The organism is Pseudomonas sp. S32 (assembly GCF_016648095.1).
GTDB classification, from domain to species: Bacteria; Pseudomonadota; Gammaproteobacteria; order Pseudomonadales; family Pseudomonadaceae; genus Aquipseudomonas; species Aquipseudomonas parafulva.
On record NZ_JACVVF010000024.1, the window covers coordinates 34228 to 57445 of the forward strand.

Here is a 23218-nt window from a genome sequence, read left to right on the forward strand (position 1 = left end):
TGTGCAGCACCATCGAATCCATGCTTCAAGCTAAGCGGCTGATTTCTTAGGGGCGTGATGTCGCTCATAGGTAGAACGCCTTCCCCAACCACGACAAGGTAGCTCCATGAGACTCCCCCTATCCCTCGCAACCGCCATCAGTTTGCTCAGCATCCAGGCAGTCGAAGCCCACGGCATCTGGACTGAAAAACGCTACGGCCAGCTAGAAGTGATTTACGGCCATGGTGCTGAAGATGACCCGTACGCGGCGGAAAAAATCAAAGAAGTCTGGGCGTATGATCTGAAGGGCAAAACTATCCCCGTTACTGTACAGCGCGAAAGCGATCACGCGCGCTTGTCCCCCCTCAGTAAGCCCGCGGTTTTAACAGTCACGTTGGACAACGGCGTCTGGAGTCAAACAAAAGACGGTAAGTCCGTTGACGCCTCTAGGGCAGAGGTTCCAGGTGCGATCAGCACCTCGCACAGCTTCAAATACAGCTTGGCAATTTTGCAGCCGGATGCCGATATCCCTGCCAACCTGCGTCTGAGGATGGTCATTCGCCCCTTGCGAGACCCAACCGAGGTGGGCGTAGGACATAGCCTTCCCGTGGAAGTAACCATTGATGGAAAGCCAATTGCAGACTTAGCACTGTTTGATGACTATCGAGGCATGCCAGATGCTACACCAGTAAAAACGGATGCAAGAGGCCGAGCGACTGTCACTGTTCGCAATGCCGGCCTTAATGTGATAGCAGCACAAGCCAAACTACCGAATGAGGGCGAAAATCAGGTCTCACAAACGAGCCTGTCTGCTACCCTCACGTTCGTTGGAGAAGCGCACCAGCACTGATTGAACCGAAGGGGTGTGGTACCAAGGAACGGCGGAGTGAGCCGAGCCGCACCCCTCCCTAAACCGCAATCAAGTCACGGCATGCCGCAAATTCAGCTAACCCTCATGATTTGCTCAACCGCTCGCTGCAGCATGGACATGTCGATCCGCTTCTTCGACTCAGGATTTCGAAGCGCTCGGGCTGATAGCCCCTCGAAAAGTGCGGCAACGATTTCGCAGCTAGATTTTACCTCGGCGGAACTACCACCAAATAGTTCATTGAAAGACGCACTCACGCTCACATCGTTCTCTTTGAGGAGCGACGCAACCTTGGGGTTGCGAGTAGATTCTGCGAGGATCTCAATCGCCAGTGCTGCATTGCTACTATCCAAGTAGCGCTCAGCGCACTTCGGCACAAGGTTGACCAGGGCCGTGATCGGGTCATTCCCATCACTTGCTACACGCACCTCATCGACGAAATCACCGAGCTCACTATGCTCTCGGGCAACGACCCCCTCGATAATGCCCTCCTTCCCTCCAAAAAAATGATGGATGTGACCAGAGCTCATGCCCGCCGCAGCTGAAATTTGGGACATGCTCGTCCGATGAAAACCCTCTCGGCGCACGCACTCTGCCGCCGCGGCCAGCACCTGCTCTTTACGGCGCAACGCCACTGCGGAATCGCCGGATTTCTTACCAACCATTGAGCTCTCCAACAGTCATTGACCTGCAAGCGGATTCTGAGCTTGCCTCCTACCAACCAGATCAGTGTACACTAAAAATAGGTGGGTCGGGCGACCTAGATTTTTTGAAAACCGCTCTCCTCCTATGAGTGCGCTCGAAGCTGCCATCAAAGGCAGCGGGGTGTAGGGACAAATTATAGGTGGGTCAAGCCACCTAGACTGGTGATACATAAAATGAGATTCGACAAACCGCTGGTCATCGGCATTACCGGCATCGCAGCGTGCGTAATGCTCTCCGCTTGTCGTGAGGGCGAAAGCGTAGCGGCTAGACAACCAGAGCCGGAGGTCAATGCGATAACCATCCAAGCAAGACCAGTCCAGCTCTCGACGACTCTACCTGGTCGGACACGCGCCAACGTTGTTGCGGAAATCCGTCCTCAGGTTGGTGGCGTTCTGATGAATCGAGCGTTCCAAGAAGGCGCTGAAGTAAAGCAAGGTCAACTGCTGTACAAAATTGATCCCGCTCCATACCGCGCAGCGATGCTGCGAGCTCAGGCAAGCTTTGAATCTGCCAAAGCGCTGTTGAGACGCTATGAGACATTGGTGAAGTCTCGAGCTATCAGCCAACAGGAATATGACGATGCGCGATCGCAGTTCCTTCAAGCGCAAGCAGCTTTGGAGAGCGCGCGAATCGATTTGGGGTACACAGACATTACTGCCCCGATCTCTGGGCGTATCGGTCGATCAACCGTCACTAAAGGAGCGCTTGTTACTGCCAATCAGTCAGCTGCGCTTGCGACCGTTCAGCAGCTCGACCCCATCTATGTGGACATCGTTCAACCATCGATTTCGCTTCTACAACTGAAGCAAGACATTGCTGACGGCCTTCTCAAAACAGATGATGAAGACCGAGCCAATATCCATCTCGTATTGGAAAATGGTCGCAAGTACGAATATACAGGAAAACTCCAATTTTCAGAGGTCAGCGTCAACGAAAGTACGGGCTCGGTCACATTACGCGCTATTTTTCCAAACCCAAAGGGAACGCTGCTGCCTGGGATGTTTGTACGTGCCGAGCTTGAAGAGGGTACTCGTGAAAACGCAGTACTCGTGCCGCAGCGAGCAGTATCCCGTGATAGCCAAGGCATGGCTTCAATATATGAACTCAACTCTGACGACACTGTGAAATTAAGCGGCATCAAGACTGAAAGGTCGATTGACGGACAATGGCTTGTATCTAGTGGGCTAGTCCCTGGCGCCAGAGTGGTGGTCGACGGGATCCAGCACGTTCAGCCCGGCATCAAAGTGAAAGTTTCGAATACTGCCCTTGATAGTAAACTGGCAACCACCCAACACGGTGAATAACGGCGGACTACATGTCAAAGTTTTTTATTGATCGCCCAGTTTTCGCCTGGGTCATTGCAATCGTAGTAATGTTAGCCGGCGGGCTATCGCTTCTTAAGCTTCCCGTCAATCAATATCCTGATGTAGCCCCTCCTGCCATCGGGATTATTGCCAGTTACCCTGGAGCATCTGCACAAACCGTTCAGGATACTGTTACCCAAGTCATTGAACAGCAATTAAATGGCTTAGATGGGCTGCGCTACATCCGTTCGGAGAGCAACACGGACGGCAGCGCGACTATCGTAATCACATTTGAGCAAAATGTGAATCCGGATACCGCTCAAGTACAAGTACAGAATAAGCTCGCGCTAGCTACACCGATGCTACCAACATCAGTACAGCAAATCGGTTTGCGCGTAGTTAAGTATAAGCTTAACTTCATGATGGTAGCAGCCTTGGTGTCCGAGGATGGTCGCCTTGATAATTACGCGCTTGGTGATCTGGTAGTATCTCAACTCCAAGATCCTCTGACTCGTACGCCCGGGGTTGGGGACTTCATGGTGCTGGGCGCTCAGAACGCAATGCGCGTTTGGCTCGACCCTATTAAGCTCAACAACTATAACTTGATGCCTGGCGACGTGATTGCGGCTATTCAAGAGCAAAACGTTCAAATTTCCTCAGGCCAACTGGGTAGCCGCCCACTAGCGGGTAAAGTACAGCTGAACGCCACGGTCATTGGAAAATCCTTGCTGCGCACTCCCGAAGAATTCAAACAAATTCTTTTGAAGGTGAATGCAGATGGCTCGCAGGTAACATTAGCAGACGTCGGCGAAGTGGCCCTGGGTGCTGATGACTTCTCCATTAGCGCCATGTCGAATGGCAAACCTACTGCAGGCATTGCCCTTAGACTAGCAGCTGGGGGTAACACGCTCGACGCCGTAGCTGCTGTCAAAAAAACCCTAGATCGGATCGCACCTACGCTCCCTGCCGGCGTTAAAGTCGTCTACCCCTATGATACAGCTCCCGTTGTCAGCGAATCTATCAAGGGTGTCGTGCATACCTTGATTGAAGCGATCGTGCTCGTATTTTTGATCATGTATCTCTTCCTTCAAAATATTCGCGCCACGATAATTCCTACACTGGCAGTGCCTGTCGTACTTCTTGGCACATTTGGTGTCATGGCAGCATTTGGGTTCACGATTAACATCTTGACCATGTTTGGTCTGGTATTAGCGATTGGCCTACTAGTCGACGACGCAATTGTGGTTGTTGAGAACGTAGAGCGCATTATGGAGGAAGAAGGCCTTTCACCATTAGAAGCTACCCGCAAATCGATGGAGCAGATTTCAGGGGCATTGGTGGGCATCGGATTAGTATTGTCAGCAGTATTTATTCCGATGGCGTTCTTTGGCGGATCAACTGGGGTGATTTACCGACAGTTCTCCCTCACTATCGTCACTGCAATGGCCCTATCCGTATTCGTTGCGTTGATATTCACGCCGACACTTTGCGCAACTCTATTGAAACCTGCTCATGGACATCACGAGAAAAAAGGGTTCTTCGATTGGTTCAACCGGATGTTCGAAGAGAGTGCCAACAAGTACGAGCGCGGTATTTCTGGTGTCCTTAAAAGCCCAAAACGGTCACTAAGCGCATTCATCCTAATCGTTGCCGGCCTAGGCTTGCTGTTCCCGCTACTGCCTACCTCGTTTTTGCCGGATGAAGACCAAGGTTTCATCTTGGCTCAGGTAGAGCTACCAGCAAACAGTACGGCAGATCAGACAGACGCCGCGCTGAAGGAGGTAACATCTTATCTTCTGAATGAAGAAGGCGAAACTGTTGATTCAGTGTTTGCCGTAAATGGCTGGAATTTCGCTGGGCGTGGGCAAAACTCAGGTATGGCGTTTGTCATGCTCAAGCCTTGGGATCAACGAAAAACCACCGCAGCCGAACTCCAGGCGCGCTCAATGGCTCGCTTTAGTCAAATGAAATCAGCCGTTGCATTAGCATTCATGCCTCCCGCGATCATGGAGCTGGGCAATGCAACCGGTTTCAACTTCTTTCTGCAAGACTTCAGCGGGCAAGGCCATGAACATTTGATGAAGGCCAGGGCAACGCTATTGGAGGCGGCCTCAAAGCGGCCTGAACTCGCACTAGTAAGGCCAAATGGTAAAGGAGATGAGCCTCAGTATCAGATAACCATTGACGACCAAAAAGCCAGGGCTTTCGGAGTTACGCTCGCGGATGTAAACACCACCATGAGTGCCGCGTGGGGTTCGTCCTACGTCAACGATTTCATCGACCGTGAACGCGTTAAACGCGTATATGTTCAGGGGGTACCGACGTCACGAATCACTCCTGACGACTTTGCCAAATGGTACGTTCGAAACAAGGCCGGGGAGATGGTCTCGTTTGCCTCTTTTGCGAAAGGCTACTGGACTTATGGATCACCTAAGCTTGAAAGGTACAATGGGGCACCCGCTATCGAAATGATGGGCCAACCTGCCCCTGGTTACAGCTCAGGTGAGGCGATGAAAGCTATCGAAGAAGTAGCAGCGACGCTCCCTAAGAGCTTCAGTATCGAATGGACAGGTTTGTCATACGAAGAGCGCCTATCAGGCTCTCAGTCTGTCGCTCTCTATGTACTCTCGGTTATCGCTGTATTCTTGTGTCTGGCAGCACTGTATGAAAGCTGGTCAGTACCGTTTGCTGTGATGCTTGTCATACCACTAGGCGTAATTGGGACAGTGCTTGCCACGCTAGCTCGAGGACTCGAAAATGATGCCTTTTTCCAAATCGGGCTCCTCACTACAGTTGGCCTTTGCGCGAAGAACGCAATTCTTATCGTTGAATTTGCCAAGGAGCTCTACGAGAAAGGCGGTCGTAGCATCCGCGAGGCAGCGATCGAAGCATCACGCCTACGTTTGCGCCCGATAGTCATGACATCGTTGGCGTTCACAATGGGCGTCATCCCGCTTGCAATCTCGCACGGAGCAAGCGCAGGTAGTAAGCATGCTATTGGTACCGGTGTGATCGGCGGCATGTTAACTGCTACGTTCCTCGCGATTTTCTTCATTCCATTGTTTTATGTCGTCGTCTCCACGGCCTTCAGTAAAAACAAAAAACGAGTGGCTAGTCGGGATGAGGAGCACGCTAAATGAGCAACGTTAATACGATTTGCCGATTGGGCTTGGTGGTCTCAAGCTTGATAGTGGGCGGTTGTAACGGAACCCTTGCACCGAATTACGAAAAGCCATCCGCGAAGATCAGTGACAGCTGGAATATTGAACGAGCTCTTAATAAGCCAAACCAAAAATCCATGGCAACCGTAACTCAGTGGAGAGACTTGATAACTGATCAGAAGCTTCGCCGCGTCGTTAAAATTGCGCTCGACAACAACCAAGATCTGGTGATTGCCGCTTTAAATGTAGAACGAGCAAGAGCTCAATACCGCATTCAACGCTCTGAATTAGTACCTACGATGGGAGCTGGCTTCAATGGCACGACAGGCCGAACCCCAGCATCTGTTTCGAGCACCGGCGAGGCAGAAACTAGCCGCGTATACCAACTCGGGGTCGGGATTACGTCATGGGAGCTGGACTTCTTCGGAAAAATTCGCAGTCTTGAAAACCGGGCTATCCAGGATTACTTGTCAACTGTCGCCGCTCGTCGAAGCGCGGAGCTCGCGTTAACCTCAGAGGTCATTCATACGTACCTCCGCCTTGCGGCAGATCTAGAGCAATTGCAGGTAGCCCAAGAAACCGTACGCAGTCGTCAGGATGGATACCAACTTCAAACGGATCTCGAACAGACTGGCTCCTCCTCACAGCTGGAAACACACCAAGCCCTGGCAGAGCTCGAAACCGCACGCGACGACGAGCTCGCTTGGCACACTGCTATTTCTGCCGATGAGAACATGCTGGAACAGTTGCTAGGCCATCCTCTGCCGGCATCCCTATTACCAACAACTAACATAGAATCAATAATGGCGGGCAGCGTCATAAATGAGGGCTTACCATCGGATCTATTGCAGCATCGTCCTGACATAATCGCAGCGGAGCACTCCCTCAAAGGTGCGAATGCGAATATCGGAGCAGCTAGAGCTGCCTACTTCCCAAGCATCAGCCTTACAGCTGGCGTGGGGAGAGCTAGCGATTCCTTAGGCACTTTATTCTCGGGCTCCAACCGATCGTGGTCGTTCATGCCCCAAATCAACGTGCCGATATTCACCGGAGGTGCACTCGACGCCTCCCTGAAGGTCGCAGAAACTAATAGAGAGTTGGCTGTTGCGCAGTATCAAAAAACGATTCAGGTAGCGTTCAGAGAGGTTAAAGACGCGTTAGCTATCCGCGCCAATATTGATGATCGCCTGGAAACCCAGACCGTTCGACTTCAAGCAGCAGAAAACGCCTTTACCCTGGTTCAGCAGCGCTACGACACCGGAATATCGCGCTATCTAGATGTGCTCGACACACAGCGAACGCTGTACACCGCTCAACAAAGCCTGATCGCACTGCGCCTGCAAAAATTCGAAAATCAGGTGACCTTGTTTAAGGCCTTAGGCGGTGAATGGGACGCACCGCTCGCATCTGGAGTCGCTGCAAACCATTAATGACCGAGGGAGGTGGCAACCCGCCTCCCCTCTTTGCCTGTACGCTTCGAACCGCCGAGTAATCTCCGTACAAATAGATCTTCGTGTCCACTGGAACATAGCTTCAAAGTGATGAGCAAGAGGCTTTGGCGCTGGGACAGCAAATGGTTGCGAATATTGAACGAGTGCGTTCTCGACGGCTATCCTCTCACGGCGTACCGTTACTACGCGAGCACCGTTGCCAAGGGCAATCTGATAGTTGCCGATGCCATTGGTGTTTAGCAGCGTTTCTATCGACATTTTGCCGAGTATGCCATGTCACCCGGCTTCGAACGACCCAAGCGATTCGGGCATGTCGAGAAGCTCATATTCGAAGATTGTGGGAATCCGCAGGTGGTCAATATTTGAGCGATTGCGCGCCCTACCAAGCGCATCCTTATCATGGTCGATCCCTACGACTTCACCAGTCATCCCAACTATGCCACTCAGGAGAAAGGCGACGTCACCCGAATCGCAGCCGGTATCTAATACACGCATCCCGTTAGCAATGCCTGCGTCAATGAGAAGCTGAGTTGCAAAATCAATTCTAGCAGTCGTTATTCATTTTGCTCCTTGAATTTCCTGCATATATTGAAGCAAGCACACCTATCAACGCAACGAATATCTCAGCTTATTACTTTACACTACCAAGCGTTGACTCACCGCCACCTTCACCTAACTTCAAATATACGTCTCTCCGGGAAGACACACCCACTATCACCTTCCCCACACGCTTATTATCAGAGATGACGCGCTCGTTTCGTGGAGGATAACCGAAGCACTCACGATAACACTTTGTAAAGTGTGGTGTAGAGACAAAACCGACAACCGAAGCAACCTCAACTATTGATATATTTGTTTGCCTCAACAATTGACGAGCACGAATCAATCGTAGTCTTAGATAGTAACGAGATGGAGAGCAACCCAAGTATTTCTGAAAAATCCGCTCCAGCTGACGGCGAGACACTGATACATATTCAGCTAACTCATCTAAATCAATTAGCTCCTCTGTATTAGACTCCATCAACGCAACTATTTCTTGCAGCTTAGGCTGATTAGCACCAAGTATATGCTTCAATGGAACACGTTGATGATCATGTTCATTCCGAATCCGCTCATAGACGAACATCTCGGAAATCGCAGCGGAAAGCTCACGACCATGATCTCGGGTTATTAAGTGCAACATCATATCTAGAGGTGCAGTACCACCAGAGCAGGTTATTCTATTTCGATCCAGGGTAAAAAGTTTGGTACTCAAATTAACATGAGGAAAAGCTTCTTGCATACCAGCTAAGCATTCCCAATGCACGCTGCAATCAAAACCATCCAGCAACCCTGCACACGCTAGAGCCCAGCTACCCGTGCATACCGCACCGATACGCTGGGATCTGCGAGTTTGCGAACGGAGCCACATGATATGATCTCTCGTAACAGTACGCTGTATCCCAACTCCCCCGCATACTATCACCGTATCCATCATCGGTGCATTGCTAACGCCAGTGTCTGGAGTAATTTGAAGTCCATCACTGGCCCATACTTGTCCACCATCGGCACTAAGGGTACTCCAACGATACAATTCCCTACCAGATAGTTGATTCGCCATACGCAGAGGCTCAACAGCAGACGCAAGAGATATCAGAGTAAAATTATCAAGCAAGAGAAAACCGACGGACTGCATAGGTTCGGAATGCGTAAATTCTCGATAGCCAGTGGATGACATACTAGTACCTCACTACGTCAAGTGTTACCAGCTTAGACACTGTTCTATTTATTATCTCTGCTAGAGCACTAAGCGCTCTAAAACCAATCCGCATCACTGGCAAAATATGACTGCGCAACAAAACTAATCATGGGCGCTAGCCAGCGCCCTTGATAGTCAATTTCAGTCAAGCTACCGCTTTCACCATGTCTTCGATAACTTTCTTCGCATCACCGAACACCATCATGGTCTTGTCCAGGTGGAACAACTCGTTGTCCAGACCGGCATAACCGCTGGCCATCGAGCGTTTGTTGACGATGATGGTCTTGGCCTTGAACGCCTCGAGGATCGGCATGCCGGCGATCGGCGATTTCGGATCGTTCTTCGCCGCCGGGTTGACCACGTCGTTGGCGCCCAGCACCAGCACCACGTCGGCCTGGCCGAATTCGGCGTTGATGTCTTCCATCTCGAACACCTGGTCGTACGGTACTTCGGCCTCGGCCAGCAGCACGTTCATGTGCCCGGGCATACGCCCCGCCACCGGGTGGATCGCGTACTTAACGGTCACACCGTTGTGAGTCAGCTTCTCGGTCAACTCCTTCAGCGCATGCTGGGCGCGAGCTACTGCCAGGCCGTAGCCCGGGACTATGATCACGCTGTCTGCGTTGCTCAGCAGGAAGGTCGCGTCATCTGCCGATCCGGACTTCACCGGGCGCTTCTCTTGCGAGCCTTGCGCCGCGCCGGCACCGGTATCGCCGCCGAAACCGCCGAGGATGACGTTGAAGAACGACCGGTTCATGGCCTTGCACATGATGTACGAGAGGATCGCACCCGACGAACCCACCAGCGAGCCGGCGATGATCAGCATCGAGTTGTTCAGCGAGAAGCCGATACCGGCTGCGGCCCAGCCCGAGTAGCTGTTAAGCATCGACACCACCACCGGCATGTCAGCGCCGCCAATTGGGATGATGATCAGCACGCCCATGACGAAGGCCAAGGCCAGCATTAGGGCGAAAGCGCTGTAGTGGCCGGTGAAGGTGAACAGCAGGCCCAGGGCAATGGTGGTCAGGCCCAAGATCAGGTTCAGCTTGTGCTGGCCGGCGAACTGTACCGGTGCGCCTTGGAACAGGCGGAACTTGTACTTGCCCGACAGTTTGCCGAAGGCGATCACGGAACCGGAGAAGGTGATGGCACCGATCGCCGCGCCAAGGAACAGCTCAAGGCGATTACCAGTGGGGATCGGATCGCTGATAGCGGTGACGATGCCCATCGACTGCGGCTCCAGTACGGCGGCGATGGCAATGAACACCGCGGCCAGGCCGATCATGCTGTGCATGAAGGCGACCAGTTCCGGCATCTTGGTCATCTCGACGTGCTTGGCCATCATCGAACCGGCGGTACCGCCGACCAGCAGGCCGACGATCACGTAGCCGATGCCGTCGGTAGCTAGCTCGGTACCAAGCTTATAGATGAGGCCGATCGTTGTGAGGATCGCCAGCCCCATGCCGATCATGCCGAACAGGTTGCCGCGCCGCGAAGTGGTCGGGTGCGACAGGCCTTTGAGTGCCTGGATGAAACACATCGAGGCGACGAGGTAGAGGAGCGTTACCAGATTCATGCTCATGCTAATTATTGCGCCTCGCTCTTGGTTTTCTTTTTGAACATCTCAAGCATGCGGCGTGTGACTAGGAAGCCGCCGAACACGTTGACCGCTGCCAGGGCCACCGCCAGGGTGCCCATCAGCTTGCCCGCAGTGGTCACGGTCAGGGCCGCAGCCAGCATGGCGCCGACGATGACGATCGCCGAAATGGCGTTGGTGACCGCCATCAGCGGCGTGTGCAGTGCCGGGGTGACATTCCACACCACGTGGTAACCCACATAGATGGCCAGCACGAAGATGATCAGGTTGTAGATGCCGTGCGAAATCAGCATGTCTTCCATTGTCGTGCTCCTTAGCCGTTCTTGCGGACGACCTGTCCGTCGCGGCACATCAGGCAGGCCGCGACGATGTCGTCTTCGAGGTTGATGACCAGTGCGCCGTCCTTGTCGAACAGCAGCTTCATGAAGTCCAACAGGTTGCGTGCATACAGCGCCGAGGCATCGGCGCCCAGCTGGGCCGGCAGGTTGGTCGGGCCGACGATGGTCACGCCGTTTGCCTGCACCACCTGGTCGGCGACCGTCAGCGGGCAGTTGCCGCCCTGGGCTGCGGCGAGGTCGATAACCACCGAGCCGGGCTTCATCTGTGCCACGGTTTCTGCGCTGAGCAGGGTCGGCGCCTTGCGCCCGGGGATCAGAGCGGTGGTAATGACGATATCGGCCTGTTTGGCCCGCTCATGTATGGCTTGGGCCTGGCGCTGCATCCAGCTGGCCGGCATTGGCCGAGCATAGCCGCCTACGCCTTGGGCGCATTCACGCTCTTCATCGGTCTCGTACGGCACATCGATGAACTTGGCGCCGAGCGACTCGATCTGCTCCTTCACCGCCGGGCGTACATCGGACGCCTCGATCACCGCGCCCAGGCGCTTGGCCGTGGCAATCGCCTGCAGGCCGGCAACGCCTGCACCCAGGATCAACACGCGCGCGGCCTTAACGGTACCGGCGGCGGTCATCAGCATGGGAATGAAGCGTGGGTAGTGATGGGCGGCCAGCAACACAGCCTTGTAGCCGGCGATGTTGGCCTGCGACGACAATACGTCAAGGCTCTGCGCCCGCGAGGTGCGCGGCGCGGCTTCCAGGGCGAAGGCGGTGATGCCGCGTACTGCCATTTTTCCTATCATGAGGTCATCGAAAGGATTGAGCATACCCACAAGTAAGCTTCCCTCACTTATAAAACTCTGCTCCTCATCCGTTGGCGGATGTACTTTTAGTATGACTTCACAGCCGTATGCATCGCTCATAGTGCCTATCGATGCCCCGCATTCCTTGTACGCTGAATCTGGAATTGCAGCACATAGCCCAGCTCCTGACTCAACAATTACCTGATGCCCCTGGAGCAAATATTTTTTTATCGTATCAACAGTTGCAGAAACGCGCGTTTCGCCCGCCAGGGTTTCTTTCGGGATACCAATTCGCAAGGCAATATCCTCACACTCGATGGCGCTACGTATCAATCTCACATCATAGCGCACTCTTATATTTGAAGTTCAGGCTTAGGCTTGCCCGACACGCTGAAATGGAAGGATCTGAGCTGATTCCTGCGGAGCAAGAGTGCCGTCAAGGATAATTTCCGAATGGGCTAACCGAGCTTGGCGCTCCGGTGAGATATCACACAGCCAATTTACGGGGCCATTTAAAACCACCTCTCCAGTGTATGGTCGGATCATAAAATTAGATATCCGAATATCAATATCACAAGAAGTTGTCGTTACATACTTAAATAAAAGCTTTCTCAACGCCTGGGTGCATCGCATCGTCCGAGGATAAATCGGAACATGGTTGAGTCTCGCTAGCAACTTACATTTCTCGCTAAAGGTAGAGTAAATCACCCCTTCTGTAACGCCAGTGAGAATACGCAGTAGATCTTGAACTTCACGAAAGGCTGCAGGGGAACTCGAAAGCGGATGCAATAGTTCCAACTCAGCCAGCCAAAGGTAGTCAGGATACAAAGCGTCATCTTGATACAGCGCAACAGCACCGAAATCCCTATGTATTCTGGCCACTCCATCTACTGAGTGCTGCTTCGCTTTAACCGAAAAATCATGTCCTGCATTGTCTATGGAAAGATGGAATACGGTGTCTGCTTCACTACCCTCAAAAACGAGACTGAAGCTTCCACTACCCAGCAATTTCTTACCCTGCAATAAAGAGGAACTCCTGAGATTCCTAAAGGCTTCCCCCGAAAATATTTGATACTCAACACTATTCATGACCCCTCCGTGCTGCAAGGTTCCATATAGAGATTAATTATGAACTTTAATGTTTAGCCTTCGACCAACGCGCTGGCGTGATGGCGCAGATGATCCTCAATAAACGACGCGACGAAATAATAACTATGATCATAGCCATGATGGATACGAATATTAGCCACATGGCCAGAACGCGACGCTATAGAAGATAACGACCCGGGTTTGAGCTGGCTATGCAAAAACTCGTCCTCAGCTCCCTGATCTATCAACAAAGGCAACCGTTCTTGAGCATTTGACATCAATTCGCAGGTATCCCACTCCCGCCACTTCTGGATATTGTCACCCAACATCTGACTGAAAGCCTTATGCCCCCAGGGCGTTTTAACAGGATTGGTTATGGGCGAAAATGCGGAAACCGAAAGATAACGACCAGGATTTCGCAGCGCGCAAATCAGAGCGCCGTGACCGCCCATGGAATGTCCGCTGATGCCCCGCTTATCTGACACAAGGAAATTGGCTTCGATAAGCGCAGGTAGCTCCTCTACAATATAGTCATGCATCTGATAGTTTTTTGCCCAAGGCTCTTCAGTAGCATTGATGTAAAAACCGGCACCATGCCCAAAATCCCAAGACTTATCTACATCATCGGGTACATGCTCTCCCCGAGGACTGGTATCCGGTGCAACAATAGCCATGCCCAACTCAGCCGCCAGTCGATGTGCGCCAGCTTTTTGCATGAAATTCTCGTCAGTGCACGTCAGGCCGGAAAGCCAATAAAGCACCGGAACGCTTGGCCTCGATTCCATATTGGGGGGCAGGTAAATACCGAAGGTCATTTCGCAACCAAGCACTTGGGATTGATGCTTGAACCGGTTATACGAACCATCAAAACTTCTTTGTGACGAAATCTTGGTAATGCTCATCATCGTAGTCCTATTAGTAGTTACAGAGTAAAGTCGGGTGTCTGAGTAGAATTCTCAAACACCCTTTAGGCTAAGCGCTGACTGGCTTCTCTGAGCTTTCGGATGCTGACGAGGTGGGGAAGACACCTGACATAACAGTGAACCCTGGAAGACGCTTGACACGATCTACCCAGCGACGGATCGCCGGGTAGTCCTCAAGTGATACCCCCCCCTCATCAGCCAATACGATATAAGGGAAGCATGCGATATCGGCAATCGTCGGATGCAACGAACTGCAGATGTACTGTAGCCCCTTCAGATCGCGGAACCAGAGATGTTCATCTAAAATTTTGAGCAGTTGATGAGCGCGATCGCGACAGGACTGAACATCGAACTCGAAGAAAAAAAGATCATGAAGTCGAGCTGCTGAAATAGTGCTGGTTAGACTGTCAGCAAAGGCGATCCACATTTGCACTTCGGCCATGAGATCAGGGCGCGCGATCGGGTACCAGTATCCAGTCTTGTCATATTGAGTAGCTAAATAAACCAAGATAGCTTGGGCATCACGCAGGACTAAATCACCGTCAGTAAGCGCGGGAAGTTGGCCAAGTGGATTAATTTTGAGAAATTTCTCCGACTTATGCTCACGGGAAGGATAAAATTCCACCGGTTCAATCTTGTACTCCAGCTTGAGGATCGACAAAAAAAGTCTCACCTTGTAGCAGTTTCCGGAAAGCTCATAGTCATAGAGTGTGATCACGATTGAGGCCTCACAGGTCGAGAACAATTTTCTTGGATTTGCAGCGCGAAACACACGGCATTATCCACTTGCCACTTTCCCTTTCTTTTTTGGAAAGATAGGTATCGTGGTGTTCGAGATCGCCAGAAAGAACCGCAGTTATGCAGGTGCCGCAGACACCCTGCTCGCAAGAAGCCTCAATCTGCACGTTATTTTCCAAGCACGCCTGTAGCAGCGTCGAGCCAGCAGGCACAATGAAACTTTGACCAGACTTACTCAATTCAACTTCGTACTCTTCGTCTGAAACAGGAGCGTCATTCTTCTTACTGAAGAACTCGAATCTAATTGATTCTTCACTTACGCCATGGGCAATTGCCACCGACGACACAGTTTCTATCATAGGTTGCGGGCCACAAGTGTAGATATCAATGCTTTGAGGCTCATGCTCCCACATGATATCAGCAAGTTTTTCTTTGGTCTCCTCAGGCCCAAGACCAAAGTGCAGGTTCAAATTCTCGCCCAATGCGTTCAGTCGTTCCAGGAAAGGTACGTACTCTTCACCTCGGGCGAAATAATGGATCTCAAATGGCGTACCTTGCTCATCGAGCGCTTGAGCCATACAGAGGATTGGAGTAATACCAATGCCGCCCGCCACAAGGATAGGACGCTTACCCGTCTCTACGAAAGGGAAGCCATTACGAGGCAGCGTTACTTTCAACTGGGTACCGACCTTTACCTGTTCATGCATCGACTTCGAACCACCACGCGACTGTAGTTCTTTTTTAATGCCAATGATGAAAGATTCTTGCTCCCAAGGTGCATTCACCAATGAGTACTGCCGGATACATCCTTCAGGCGTGGTGATGCTGATGTGCATACCAGCAGTGAACGTGGGTAACGGATGCCCAATAGGCTTGAGCCAATACGAGCAGATGTCACTCGTTTCCTGCGATCGGGTTACAACTTCGCAAATATATTCGGCAGGTGGTGCTTTAGTAAGATTTTCTGTCACTAACTCAACGTTGTCGACAGTCTGATCACTAATATCATTGATGTGAATCAAATCCGAAGTCGCCGCCTCTGATAGTCGACGGATCGCGCTCATAGCGAATGCGAAACTCTTCTGGAGCTCATAACCTGAACGACCTGGTGTTAATGCTTGAGCATGAACGAGAGTCTTGGTGACGGTTGCCCGTTGCAGATAGAGGTGGATTGCAAGCGCGCCAACCTTCGTGACGATTATCGCTCGGTCGTGATGCATGGTTTTGAGATGCAAATCATCGACATCAGTCACACCAAAAACATCAACGAATGCTGACAAGTTAGCTCGCAAGACACTGATCAGATAATCACTGTCGGTGCCAATAACGGTAGTGTGAAGATTAGTTTTTACAGCATTGACCAATTGCGCATCATCGAGGATGGAGATTGGCTCTCCCTCAGGCTGGCCTAATGACGTCCAAACCAGCCCATGCTTCTCGCGCGCAGGAAATGTATTCACACGAGCTTTGCTTGGCTCAGTGGCATCTCGATGAGCTGGAACAAATGTACACCCACCTGTGCCAGTTTCATAAGTCCAACCGTGATACTGGCAGCGGACTTCGGTGCCAGTATTTGCTCCCAAAGTCAGTCGAAGGCCCCGGTGAGGACAACGGTTTTCCCAAACGTTGATATTTCCGTTGTCGTCTCGCCAAACCGCCATCTCTTGTCCCATGAGCGTCGCATGATACACGTGACGCATGGGTAGATCTTCAGGAGTAGCGATGGGGAACCACTGGTTCAAGTCAATTTTATTCACGGCGCTTACCTCTTTATTGATTCTTGTTATTCAGTCCCGCAGGGTTCCGTACTGCACGCCTTTCTCACGCATCCATCGACGATAAGCGGTCGCTAAAACGTCAGCGCGAACTGGACTTTCCCGACTAGCAGCCAAAGGGAGACGCTTGGGTACCTGGTTAATCAGGATCATCAGGTCTTGGCCAAAGATCGTTTGTTGGAAATGTCGAAGCTGCTGATCCGAGTTAACCTCATCGACGTAACACATGATGGTGTGAGCTATGCACCAATCTTCATCGACAGGCTGGATAAAGAGCCCCAAAGCATCCCAACGATCCGGCTGTGGGGGACAAGTTTTATAAAGAATTGCTGAATATGGCCGAGTAACTCTGTAAATGTACTGCATATCAATAGGCTCTACCGCTGTAGCAGAACCCTTGGGCTGAGGAAATCGACATTCTGTCGCGAATATCTCATCTCTCTCTTCATCGTGGTGAACCTTGTAAGGTTCAACCTCGGTCAACGGCTCAGCTCCCAGAATATCGGTATGCACAAATGGGAAGTGCGCCATATCCAGAAAATTCTCGATGGCACGCAGACCGGACACATTGACACGTACAGAACCCGCACTGACAATACGGCGATCCGCCTCGTTGAATTCCGGAATGTCAAACATTTCCGTGGGCTGCTCGGCAAATGACAACCAGAGAACTCCATAAATTTCCCTGGCGTGGATGCGGGACACGGATTCTGCACTTTGCTCCCATAAGGCGTTCACACCCTCAACGCTTTTTACGTAGCTGACAGTTCGCCCGAGCAATCGGCAACGGTAGCGCTTTTCCAGAGCCACATCATCCAAAGCAGCGACTGGATGCCAATCATTAAAGATTACTTCATCGGAAGACATTTTGGCACCTTTGGTTTTTCACATTGCTCATCTGGTATACCAGGTTATAGCTCGAGAATTGACTGGAAACGAGATCCAGGATCTCTACAATTCCCGAGCAAGTAGACTAAACAGTGATGACTTGGCCCTTGGCAAAATACAAGGGGGTGATCAAACCTGATTCCGATATTGGTTTACGAAATCGTTACCCTGTTCGTTTTTGGCAAGGTGGATAGCCATGCGCTCCGCATAGAGCTCTCGAACAAACTGAGCGACCAAGCAGCTGTCAGCATACATATCGTACTTCCAGCCAGTGCCGTAAGCCGCAAGGTTAATATTGTCGATAGTCATCAAACGGAGACTAGAGTTTTCCTCGGCAATATAGCTATCTATGACTTTCCGAATCAACTCTTTGGTTGGAGCAAGTTTATGAGCGTGCCAAAAATCTGTGTGCCATTCGCCTGATTTTGGATTGCTGAACGGGTATTGGATTGAGCGACCTGGTCGATCATAGCCTAGGCCATCCCATGGGCCAGTTTCACCTGCCCACCAGTTACGTGGCCCATTGGGCGCTGCTGGCCGCACTTGGGCCCAATGCACAGTATTACGAGCAAGCCATTCGTCCGCGTAGCTGTCGTCATTAAATGGATCAAGTCTACGGGTGCCTTCCTGATCACCGCGTAACTGGGCAACGGCGATCTCCACCTCATTCTCAACCTTAAAAATGCAATGGCTATAATCCATACAGATATTGAATGGTATTCCATGACGTTCGACCATATCCGCAACTTTTGCAACTCGCCGCGGGTCTTCCGACCACATATCGACATGATTCTCAAAAGTAATAATTACTCCTCTTTTTTCAGCGTATTCATACGCATTCAGATAAGAGATCGCAACCTCTTCATCAGTAATATAATGCCCATCGGCGTGTTTCGCCCAGACCATCAAATTATGATATTTCGCTCCAACTGCGATCGTCTGATCAATATTCTCGCGGATTCGTTGTTCATCTGCACCCAAGGTATACGTCCAGCTCCCGCTATAGACTGGCAGCGAGTAAGTCTGGCTTGCTTTAATATACTCGTCTAATTCAGAAGTACCCACTGGAATCCGATCTACGAAGTCCCAGAGCCCCGACTCCTTCTGGAGCCGGAACTGCTCCATGATGGGAAGCTCTTTGTCAGATACAGGCTTATGAATGGACGAAGGTTGAACCCCACGACCTGCACAGCCAAGCAAGAACATCTTTTTCATTATTCTTCTCTCTTAGGGTTGGTGTGAAATCAGACTTCAGCTTCTTTCGCAGCAGTTAACAGTGAGTTCTTTGTCTCCTCCGCACTACCGAAACCATTGAAGAAGACATTCAAAACAACAGCGCAGATGGCTGTCAGGAGCACTGGGCTTTCAAGAATTGGAGCCATATCTTTAGGCAGCTTGGCAAAGAACTGGGGCGAAACCACAGGAATCATTCCTATCGCCACACTGATTGCTACAACATATAGGTTTTTATTATCAGCGAAGCTAACCCGCGAAAGAACCTTTATACCGCTCGCAGCTACCATGCCAAACATTACTAAACCTGCACCCCCGAGCACGTACGGCGGAATGGACGCAATTATCATCGCAACCTTAGGAAACAGCGCCAGAAGCACTAAAAAGAATCCAGCCAGGGCACACACCCACCTGCTTTTCACGCCAGTTATACTGATTAAGCCAATGTTCTGAGCATATGAGGTATAGGGAAATGTATTAAATACACCCCCCAGCATTGTACCAACACCATCTGCTCTGAAGCCCCTAACGAGTTCCTTTTCCCCTACCGGCTTATCGACGACCTCTCCTAGCGCCAGGAACATGCCGGTAGATTCGATAAATGTGACCAACATAACGATGCACATTGCAACAATAGGCCACAGGCTAAACTGCGGGACACCGAAGTGAAAAGGCACAACGATCCCGAACCATGGAGCCCGACTTACGTCGCTAAAATCGATCTGTCCAGCACTTAAGGCCAAAAGAAAGCCGAACATCATACCAAGCAGAATCGAAATGTTGGATAAGAACCCTCTAGCGAATCTAACAATGATTAAAATTGCTACTAAGACTGCAGCAGCTATCGACAAATATAAAGGATTTCCGAAATCTGGATTCCCATATCCACCCGCAGACCAACTGGCCGCTACCACCATCAGCGACAAACCTACAGCTAAGATCTCCGTTCCTGTCACAACAGGTGGAAAAAATCGGATTAATTTTCCAATAAAGGGTGCTACCAGGAACCCAAATAGACCGGCAGCTATGGTCGCCCCAAAGATTTGCAGCAGACCTGCCTGGGGATCGGTACCAATTGCAACCAAGGGCCCGATAGCTGTAAAGGTAACACCCATCATTACAGGTAGTCGGATGCCAACATTCCCGAACCCGATGCACTGAATCAGCGTTGCAATACCGCACGCGAATAGATCAGCATTAATCAAGAAGGCCACTTGGTCTTTAGGCAACTTAAGTGCCGCGCCCAAAATCAGCGGTACAGCGACAGCACCTGCATACATCACAAGCACATGTTGCCACCCCATGAACATGACCTTATAAACGTTTGTTTTTTTCCGCAGGGCAAGAGATTGCATGAGCATCACCCAAGCTAATAATTATAATGTCTCGCGTTCTGGCTTCTGCCTATGCACGAGGAAAGTGTCGCACCATCGGCGCGACACGTAATACTTTGTATTACTGCTCTTCTTCAATAACCGTTGTCAAAACCGAGCTGCGAAACGCTTCACGCCCTTCAACTGCAGCAACAGACAATTCCTTATGCCATTTGCGGAACTGGATAGAAACCTTATCAGTAGCCACAGAGACCTCAGACGTTTGAATCTCCAGAGGCCATTGAGACTCAATTACCGGCTGATCCTCATCCAGCACCCGCTTCTGGAAAGCCAGGTGCATGTGATCTGGCTGATTGTCTTTCTCGCGAACTATGATCATGAAATTGCGGCAGGTTGTGGCATCAACCGGGCTGGCGGTAGTCCACAAGATGAAACGCGAGTCATCTTTCCACAATTTGATTTCGAGGTTTACGGAATAAGGCATGGTGCAGCGGTAGGTGAAATCCCCCATAGGCGCTTCAGGGGGTATACCTTTCATTTCTCGCGGTGGCGCGAGATTGAACTGCATTTCCCCACCAACTCGGTTTACATATACCGTAGGATGACTAGCGAAAAATGGATCGTACAGAGTACCTGGATGAACAAACGCAAAATGGGAAAAGTCAGTAAAGTTCTCCCAACGTCGCTCAGCAACAGTATTCCAAATGTACGAATCTGCAACTATCACTTGCATATCAGGGTTTTCGTAGTCACTCAGATAGGGAATCTGAGTACAGTCAAAGCTATTGTCTAGTCGAACCCAGACAATGCCGTATCTTACTTCACAATCGTAGGAAGATATTTTGGCACGAGGAGAAATACTCTTATCTGGGCAAGCAGGAATGAGCTTACAAGCGCCCTCTTGATCATAACGCCAGCCGTGATAAGGGCACTCCAAATAATCTGTCCCAGCATGGCTACAGACTCGCCCTATAGATAGCTGGGCCGATCTATGTGCACATCGGTCAGCCGCAGCAACAATATTCGAGTTCAGCCTGGCGATCACCAACCGTTCTCCTAGCAAGGTAACGCCCATAGGGCCATGCCCGCTAGGGTTAGCACGCTCGAACTCGTTCAGGGTGCATACGGGATGCCAGAAGTGACGGAGGTAGGTTTTGTCGTCCAAGAGAGGCTTGAGTTGTTGGTTCACGTGTGGAGTCCTCAGGGCTAGCGATTGCCAATGTTATTTTTGTGTGCCAAAAAACCTGTCAGGCTTCCCAGATCGCCTATCTGGTATACCAGTTTAGCCGGTTTTTTACGACGGATAGTTTTTTTGTATCCGCTTGCAGGTACGTGGTTGAGCCAAAAACAGAGCAGATCCCGTGCCAGATCGATCCATCGGAGGTGTGCTTACTCTGTTATCCTATTGTTTAATAATGCATTTTTCTGACCTAAGGGTCAGAATAACTCACGAATCTGTATACAATGCGTTCAATTTTTGTGTACGGCGCGTGTTTCAAACGGTGACACAGTTGGTGTCGTGTTACATTTTGGTGCTATGTTCGCAACCCGTGCACGCCCAACGAACGAGAGGGCTAAGGTAGATCATGCTGACCCAGACAATTGTCGCCGCTATTTCAGACGCCATTTATCACCGCCGACTGCCCCCAGGGACAAAGCTGAACGAGCGTGAGATCGCTGAGCTTTTTAACGTAAGCCGCACCGTTGTGCGCCAAGCGTTGATCCGCCTATCCCAGGACAAGCTTGTCGAAATTTCGCCTAAGCGCTCGACCAGCGTTTGGTGCCCAACCTTCGATGATGCCTTTGAGCTTTATCAAATGCTGCTTGTGCTAGAGAGTGGTGTCATCGATCAGCTCATCCAATGCATTACAAGTCAGCAGCTCGACGAGCTGCGTGTCCATACGCATAAAGAGCACACCGCGCACCAATGCGGGCTTGCTGATGAAGGAGACAAGCTAGGCCGAGGATTTCACTCGTTGCTGATTTCCTTTCTGGGTAATAACACAATCGATCAGATTCATGCGCAGCTGCGCCGGCGGGAAGCATTGATCAATGCTCTATACCGTGTAGGTTTTGACTACTGCAAACTGCGTAATGAGCATGCCGAGCTTGTTGGCTGTTTAGAGCGTAAAGATGCTGTTGCGGCTAAAGAACTACTGGCATCCCATTATAACCTAGTGATCAAAGGGTATAAGTTCGACGCCGCGCGCTCGCCTGACGTAAATCTTAAGTTTGCACTTCAGATCTAATGCGGGGGCTACGCCCCCGCATAAGCACATTAAAAGTGATACTTGATCATTGCGCTGGTGACGCTCTGGTCAGTTTTATACTGCGCCGTGTTCTCTATCCCATACTTGTTAGACCAGTAGTCATACTCCACTCCGACATAGAGCTTCTTCGGCGCCCCCCACAGCAACTTCCCGATATCGTATTTGACTTGAGGATTGAAGTGAAAGTTGTGCTTTAGCCCGTACTTATCACCTATCACCCAGTCGATATAACCATCGACTAAAATATCGCTTCTTCCTACAGGTATCGTATACGACCAAACGGGTGTGACCTGCCAACCACCCATCCCCTCCCCGCCTTCCGGCTTCCGGTAGTAGAAGTTCAGCATGAAATAATCAAACCCAGGGATAGATAAGTCGAAGCCTGGCCCTATAAGATAGTTAACTTGATCATCGCGACCTTTGCTTCGATTATTATCCCATTCAATCGTCGTCGCAATTAAGACATCCTTCACAATACCCCAACTAAATGAGTTGCCCGTCATTTTGGATAGAGAGAACCGGGGAGAGTATTCAGAATAAATTCCGTGATGACCGTCATAGTCAGTTTGTGAGCCGGGATACCAGTAATTATCAATGAAGAAGAAGAAGTCCCCCCACGCCCAGCCACTGGTATGCTCGAATGTTATGATTTGCATTCGCCTCGGATCTACCTTGAAATCCTTCCCATACTGATAGCTGACGCTCTCTTGATGCCAAAGCAGCATATCTCCAGCGTAAGCTGAGGGTGTCAACACGGTCGCAGCCAAAATTCCCAAACATTTTTTTGTTGATTTCACTCGACGAGCTCCTCATCACCTGACCTACGAGTCAGGTTCAGCTGAGAGCAAAAATTACGCCAAACGCTTTAGTCAAGATTCGTTAGCTATACATCTAAAATTGTATACATCTTAAGTCTGTTACTCAGGGGAACACAATTCCCTGCATTAGCGAATAAAATTTGAATTTTGATACTTAGCGTCGTTACTTACGGCGCTATTTGATCAATTACACCTACAGAAAAGTCATT

Annotated in this window: 19 protein-coding genes and 1 pseudogene; 5 read left to right on the forward strand and 15 right to left on the reverse strand. The window is 50.7% G+C overall.

Features of this window, described 5'->3' with window-relative positions; translation table 11 throughout:
- Window positions 1-106: 106 nt before the first annotated feature.
- Entirely contained in the window at window positions 107-829 is a 723-nt protein-coding gene (locus IAE38_RS14755; protein WP_201162908.1) for a DUF4198 domain-containing protein, read from the forward strand.
- Window positions 830-921: 92 nt separating this feature from the next.
- Here the strand turns inward: IAE38_RS14755 and IAE38_RS14760 are convergent, their stop codons facing one another.
- Window positions 922-1512, reverse strand: coding sequence for a TetR/AcrR family transcriptional regulator (locus tag IAE38_RS14760; protein ID WP_201162907.1), 591 nt, complete (start codon window positions 1510-1512; stop codon window positions 922-924).
- Between the two features lie 213 nt (window positions 1513-1725).
- On the opposite strand from IAE38_RS14760, the gene IAE38_RS14765 reads away from it, so the two are divergent.
- The 3 genes from IAE38_RS14765 to IAE38_RS14775 are packed head-to-tail and all read left to right on the forward strand — an operon-like array spanning window position 1726 to window position 7447.
- Window positions 1726-2856: an efflux RND transporter periplasmic adaptor subunit gene (locus IAE38_RS14765; protein WP_201162906.1), complete on the forward strand. Its 1131-nt coding sequence runs from the start codon at window positions 1726-1728 to the stop codon at window positions 2854-2856.
- Window positions 2857-2867: 11 nt separating this feature from the next.
- Entirely contained in the window at window positions 2868-5996 is a 3129-nt protein-coding gene (locus IAE38_RS14770) for an efflux RND transporter permease subunit (RefSeq protein ID WP_201162905.1), read from the forward strand.
- Window positions 5993-7447, forward strand: a complete 1455-nt coding sequence (locus IAE38_RS14775; RefSeq protein ID WP_201162904.1) for an efflux transporter outer membrane subunit — start codon at window positions 5993-5995, stop codon at window positions 7445-7447. Before IAE38_RS14770 ends, IAE38_RS14775 begins: the two co-directional genes overlap by 4 nt.
- A gap of 297 nt (window positions 7448-7744) precedes the next feature.
- On the opposite strand, the gene IAE38_RS24330 is transcribed toward IAE38_RS14775, so the two are convergent.
- The 13 genes and pseudogenes from IAE38_RS24330 to IAE38_RS14840 all read right to left on the reverse strand — a co-directional run bounded on the left by IAE38_RS24330 (window position 7745) and on the right by IAE38_RS14840 (window position 21110).
- Window positions 7745-8026 carry a methyltransferase domain-containing protein gene (locus IAE38_RS24330; protein ID WP_442968297.1) on the reverse strand — a complete coding sequence of 94 codons (282 nt, stop codon included), beginning with the start codon at window positions 8024-8026 and terminating at the stop codon, window positions 7745-7747.
- Between the two features lie 190 nt (window positions 8027-8216).
- Window positions 8217-9185, reverse strand: a pseudogene (locus tag IAE38_RS14785) (GlxA family transcriptional regulator); the annotation flags it as partial.
- Window positions 9186-9351: 166 nt separating this feature from the next.
- A complete protein-coding gene (locus tag IAE38_RS14790; RefSeq protein WP_117139632.1) occupies window positions 9352-10788 on the reverse strand; it encodes an NAD(P)(+) transhydrogenase (Re/Si-specific) subunit beta in 1437 nt (478 codons plus the stop codon).
- Window positions 10789-10793: 5 nt separating this feature from the next.
- A complete protein-coding gene (locus tag IAE38_RS14795) occupies window positions 10794-11105 on the reverse strand; it encodes an NAD(P) transhydrogenase subunit alpha (protein ID WP_117139633.1) in 312 nt (103 codons plus the stop codon).
- Window positions 11106-11116: 11 nt separating this feature from the next.
- Window positions 11117-12238, reverse strand: a complete 1122-nt coding sequence (locus IAE38_RS14800; RefSeq protein ID WP_201162901.1) for a Re/Si-specific NAD(P)(+) transhydrogenase subunit alpha — start codon at window positions 12236-12238, stop codon at window positions 11117-11119.
- A gap of 75 nt (window positions 12239-12313) precedes the next feature.
- Window positions 12314-13030 (reverse strand): hypothetical protein, encoded by a 717-nt coding sequence (locus tag IAE38_RS14805; RefSeq protein WP_201162900.1) that lies wholly within the window; start codon window positions 13028-13030, stop codon window positions 12314-12316.
- Between the two features lie 53 nt (window positions 13031-13083).
- The gene (fghA, locus tag IAE38_RS14810) at window positions 13084-13932 is read right to left on the reverse strand and encodes an S-formylglutathione hydrolase (protein WP_201162899.1); all 849 of its coding nucleotides are present in this window, start codon (window positions 13930-13932) and stop codon (window positions 13084-13086) included.
- Window positions 13933-14002: 70 nt separating this feature from the next.
- Complete coding sequence (locus tag IAE38_RS14815; RefSeq protein ID WP_201162898.1) at window positions 14003-14671, reverse strand: glutathione S-transferase family protein; 669 nt, start codon at window positions 14669-14671, stop codon at window positions 14003-14005.
- A gap of 10 nt (window positions 14672-14681) precedes the next feature.
- Entirely contained in the window at window positions 14682-16448 is a 1767-nt protein-coding gene (locus IAE38_RS14820; RefSeq protein ID WP_201162897.1) for a Rieske 2Fe-2S domain-containing protein, read from the reverse strand.
- 30 nt (window positions 16449-16478) lie between these two features.
- Window positions 16479-17333, reverse strand: a complete 855-nt coding sequence (locus IAE38_RS14825; RefSeq protein ID WP_201162896.1) for an aromatic ring-hydroxylating oxygenase subunit alpha — start codon at window positions 17331-17333, stop codon at window positions 16479-16481.
- Window positions 17334-17483: 150 nt separating this feature from the next.
- A complete protein-coding gene (locus IAE38_RS14830; RefSeq protein ID WP_117182408.1) occupies window positions 17484-18569 on the reverse strand; it encodes a sugar phosphate isomerase/epimerase family protein in 1086 nt (361 codons plus the stop codon).
- Between the two features lie 29 nt (window positions 18570-18598).
- Window positions 18599-19942, reverse strand: a complete 1344-nt coding sequence (locus IAE38_RS14835) for a nucleobase:cation symporter-2 family protein (RefSeq protein ID WP_201162895.1) — start codon at window positions 19940-19942, stop codon at window positions 18599-18601.
- Between the two features lie 100 nt (window positions 19943-20042).
- The gene (locus IAE38_RS14840; protein WP_201162894.1) at window positions 20043-21110 is read right to left on the reverse strand and encodes a Rieske 2Fe-2S domain-containing protein; all 1068 of its coding nucleotides are present in this window, start codon (window positions 21108-21110) and stop codon (window positions 20043-20045) included.
- Between the two features lie 397 nt (window positions 21111-21507).
- Here IAE38_RS14840 and IAE38_RS14845 point away from each other — a divergent pair, with 397 nt between their 5' ends.
- Entirely contained in the window at window positions 21508-22170 is a 663-nt protein-coding gene (locus IAE38_RS14845) for a GntR family transcriptional regulator (protein WP_201162893.1), read from the forward strand.
- 29 nt (window positions 22171-22199) lie between these two features.
- Here IAE38_RS14845 and IAE38_RS14850 read toward each other — a convergent pair whose 3' ends face one another.
- On the reverse strand, window positions 22200-22988 hold the full coding sequence (locus IAE38_RS14850) for an outer membrane protein OmpK (protein ID WP_328822848.1): 789 nt from the start codon (window positions 22986-22988) through the stop codon (window positions 22200-22202).
- Window positions 22989-23218 lie beyond the last annotated feature (230 nt).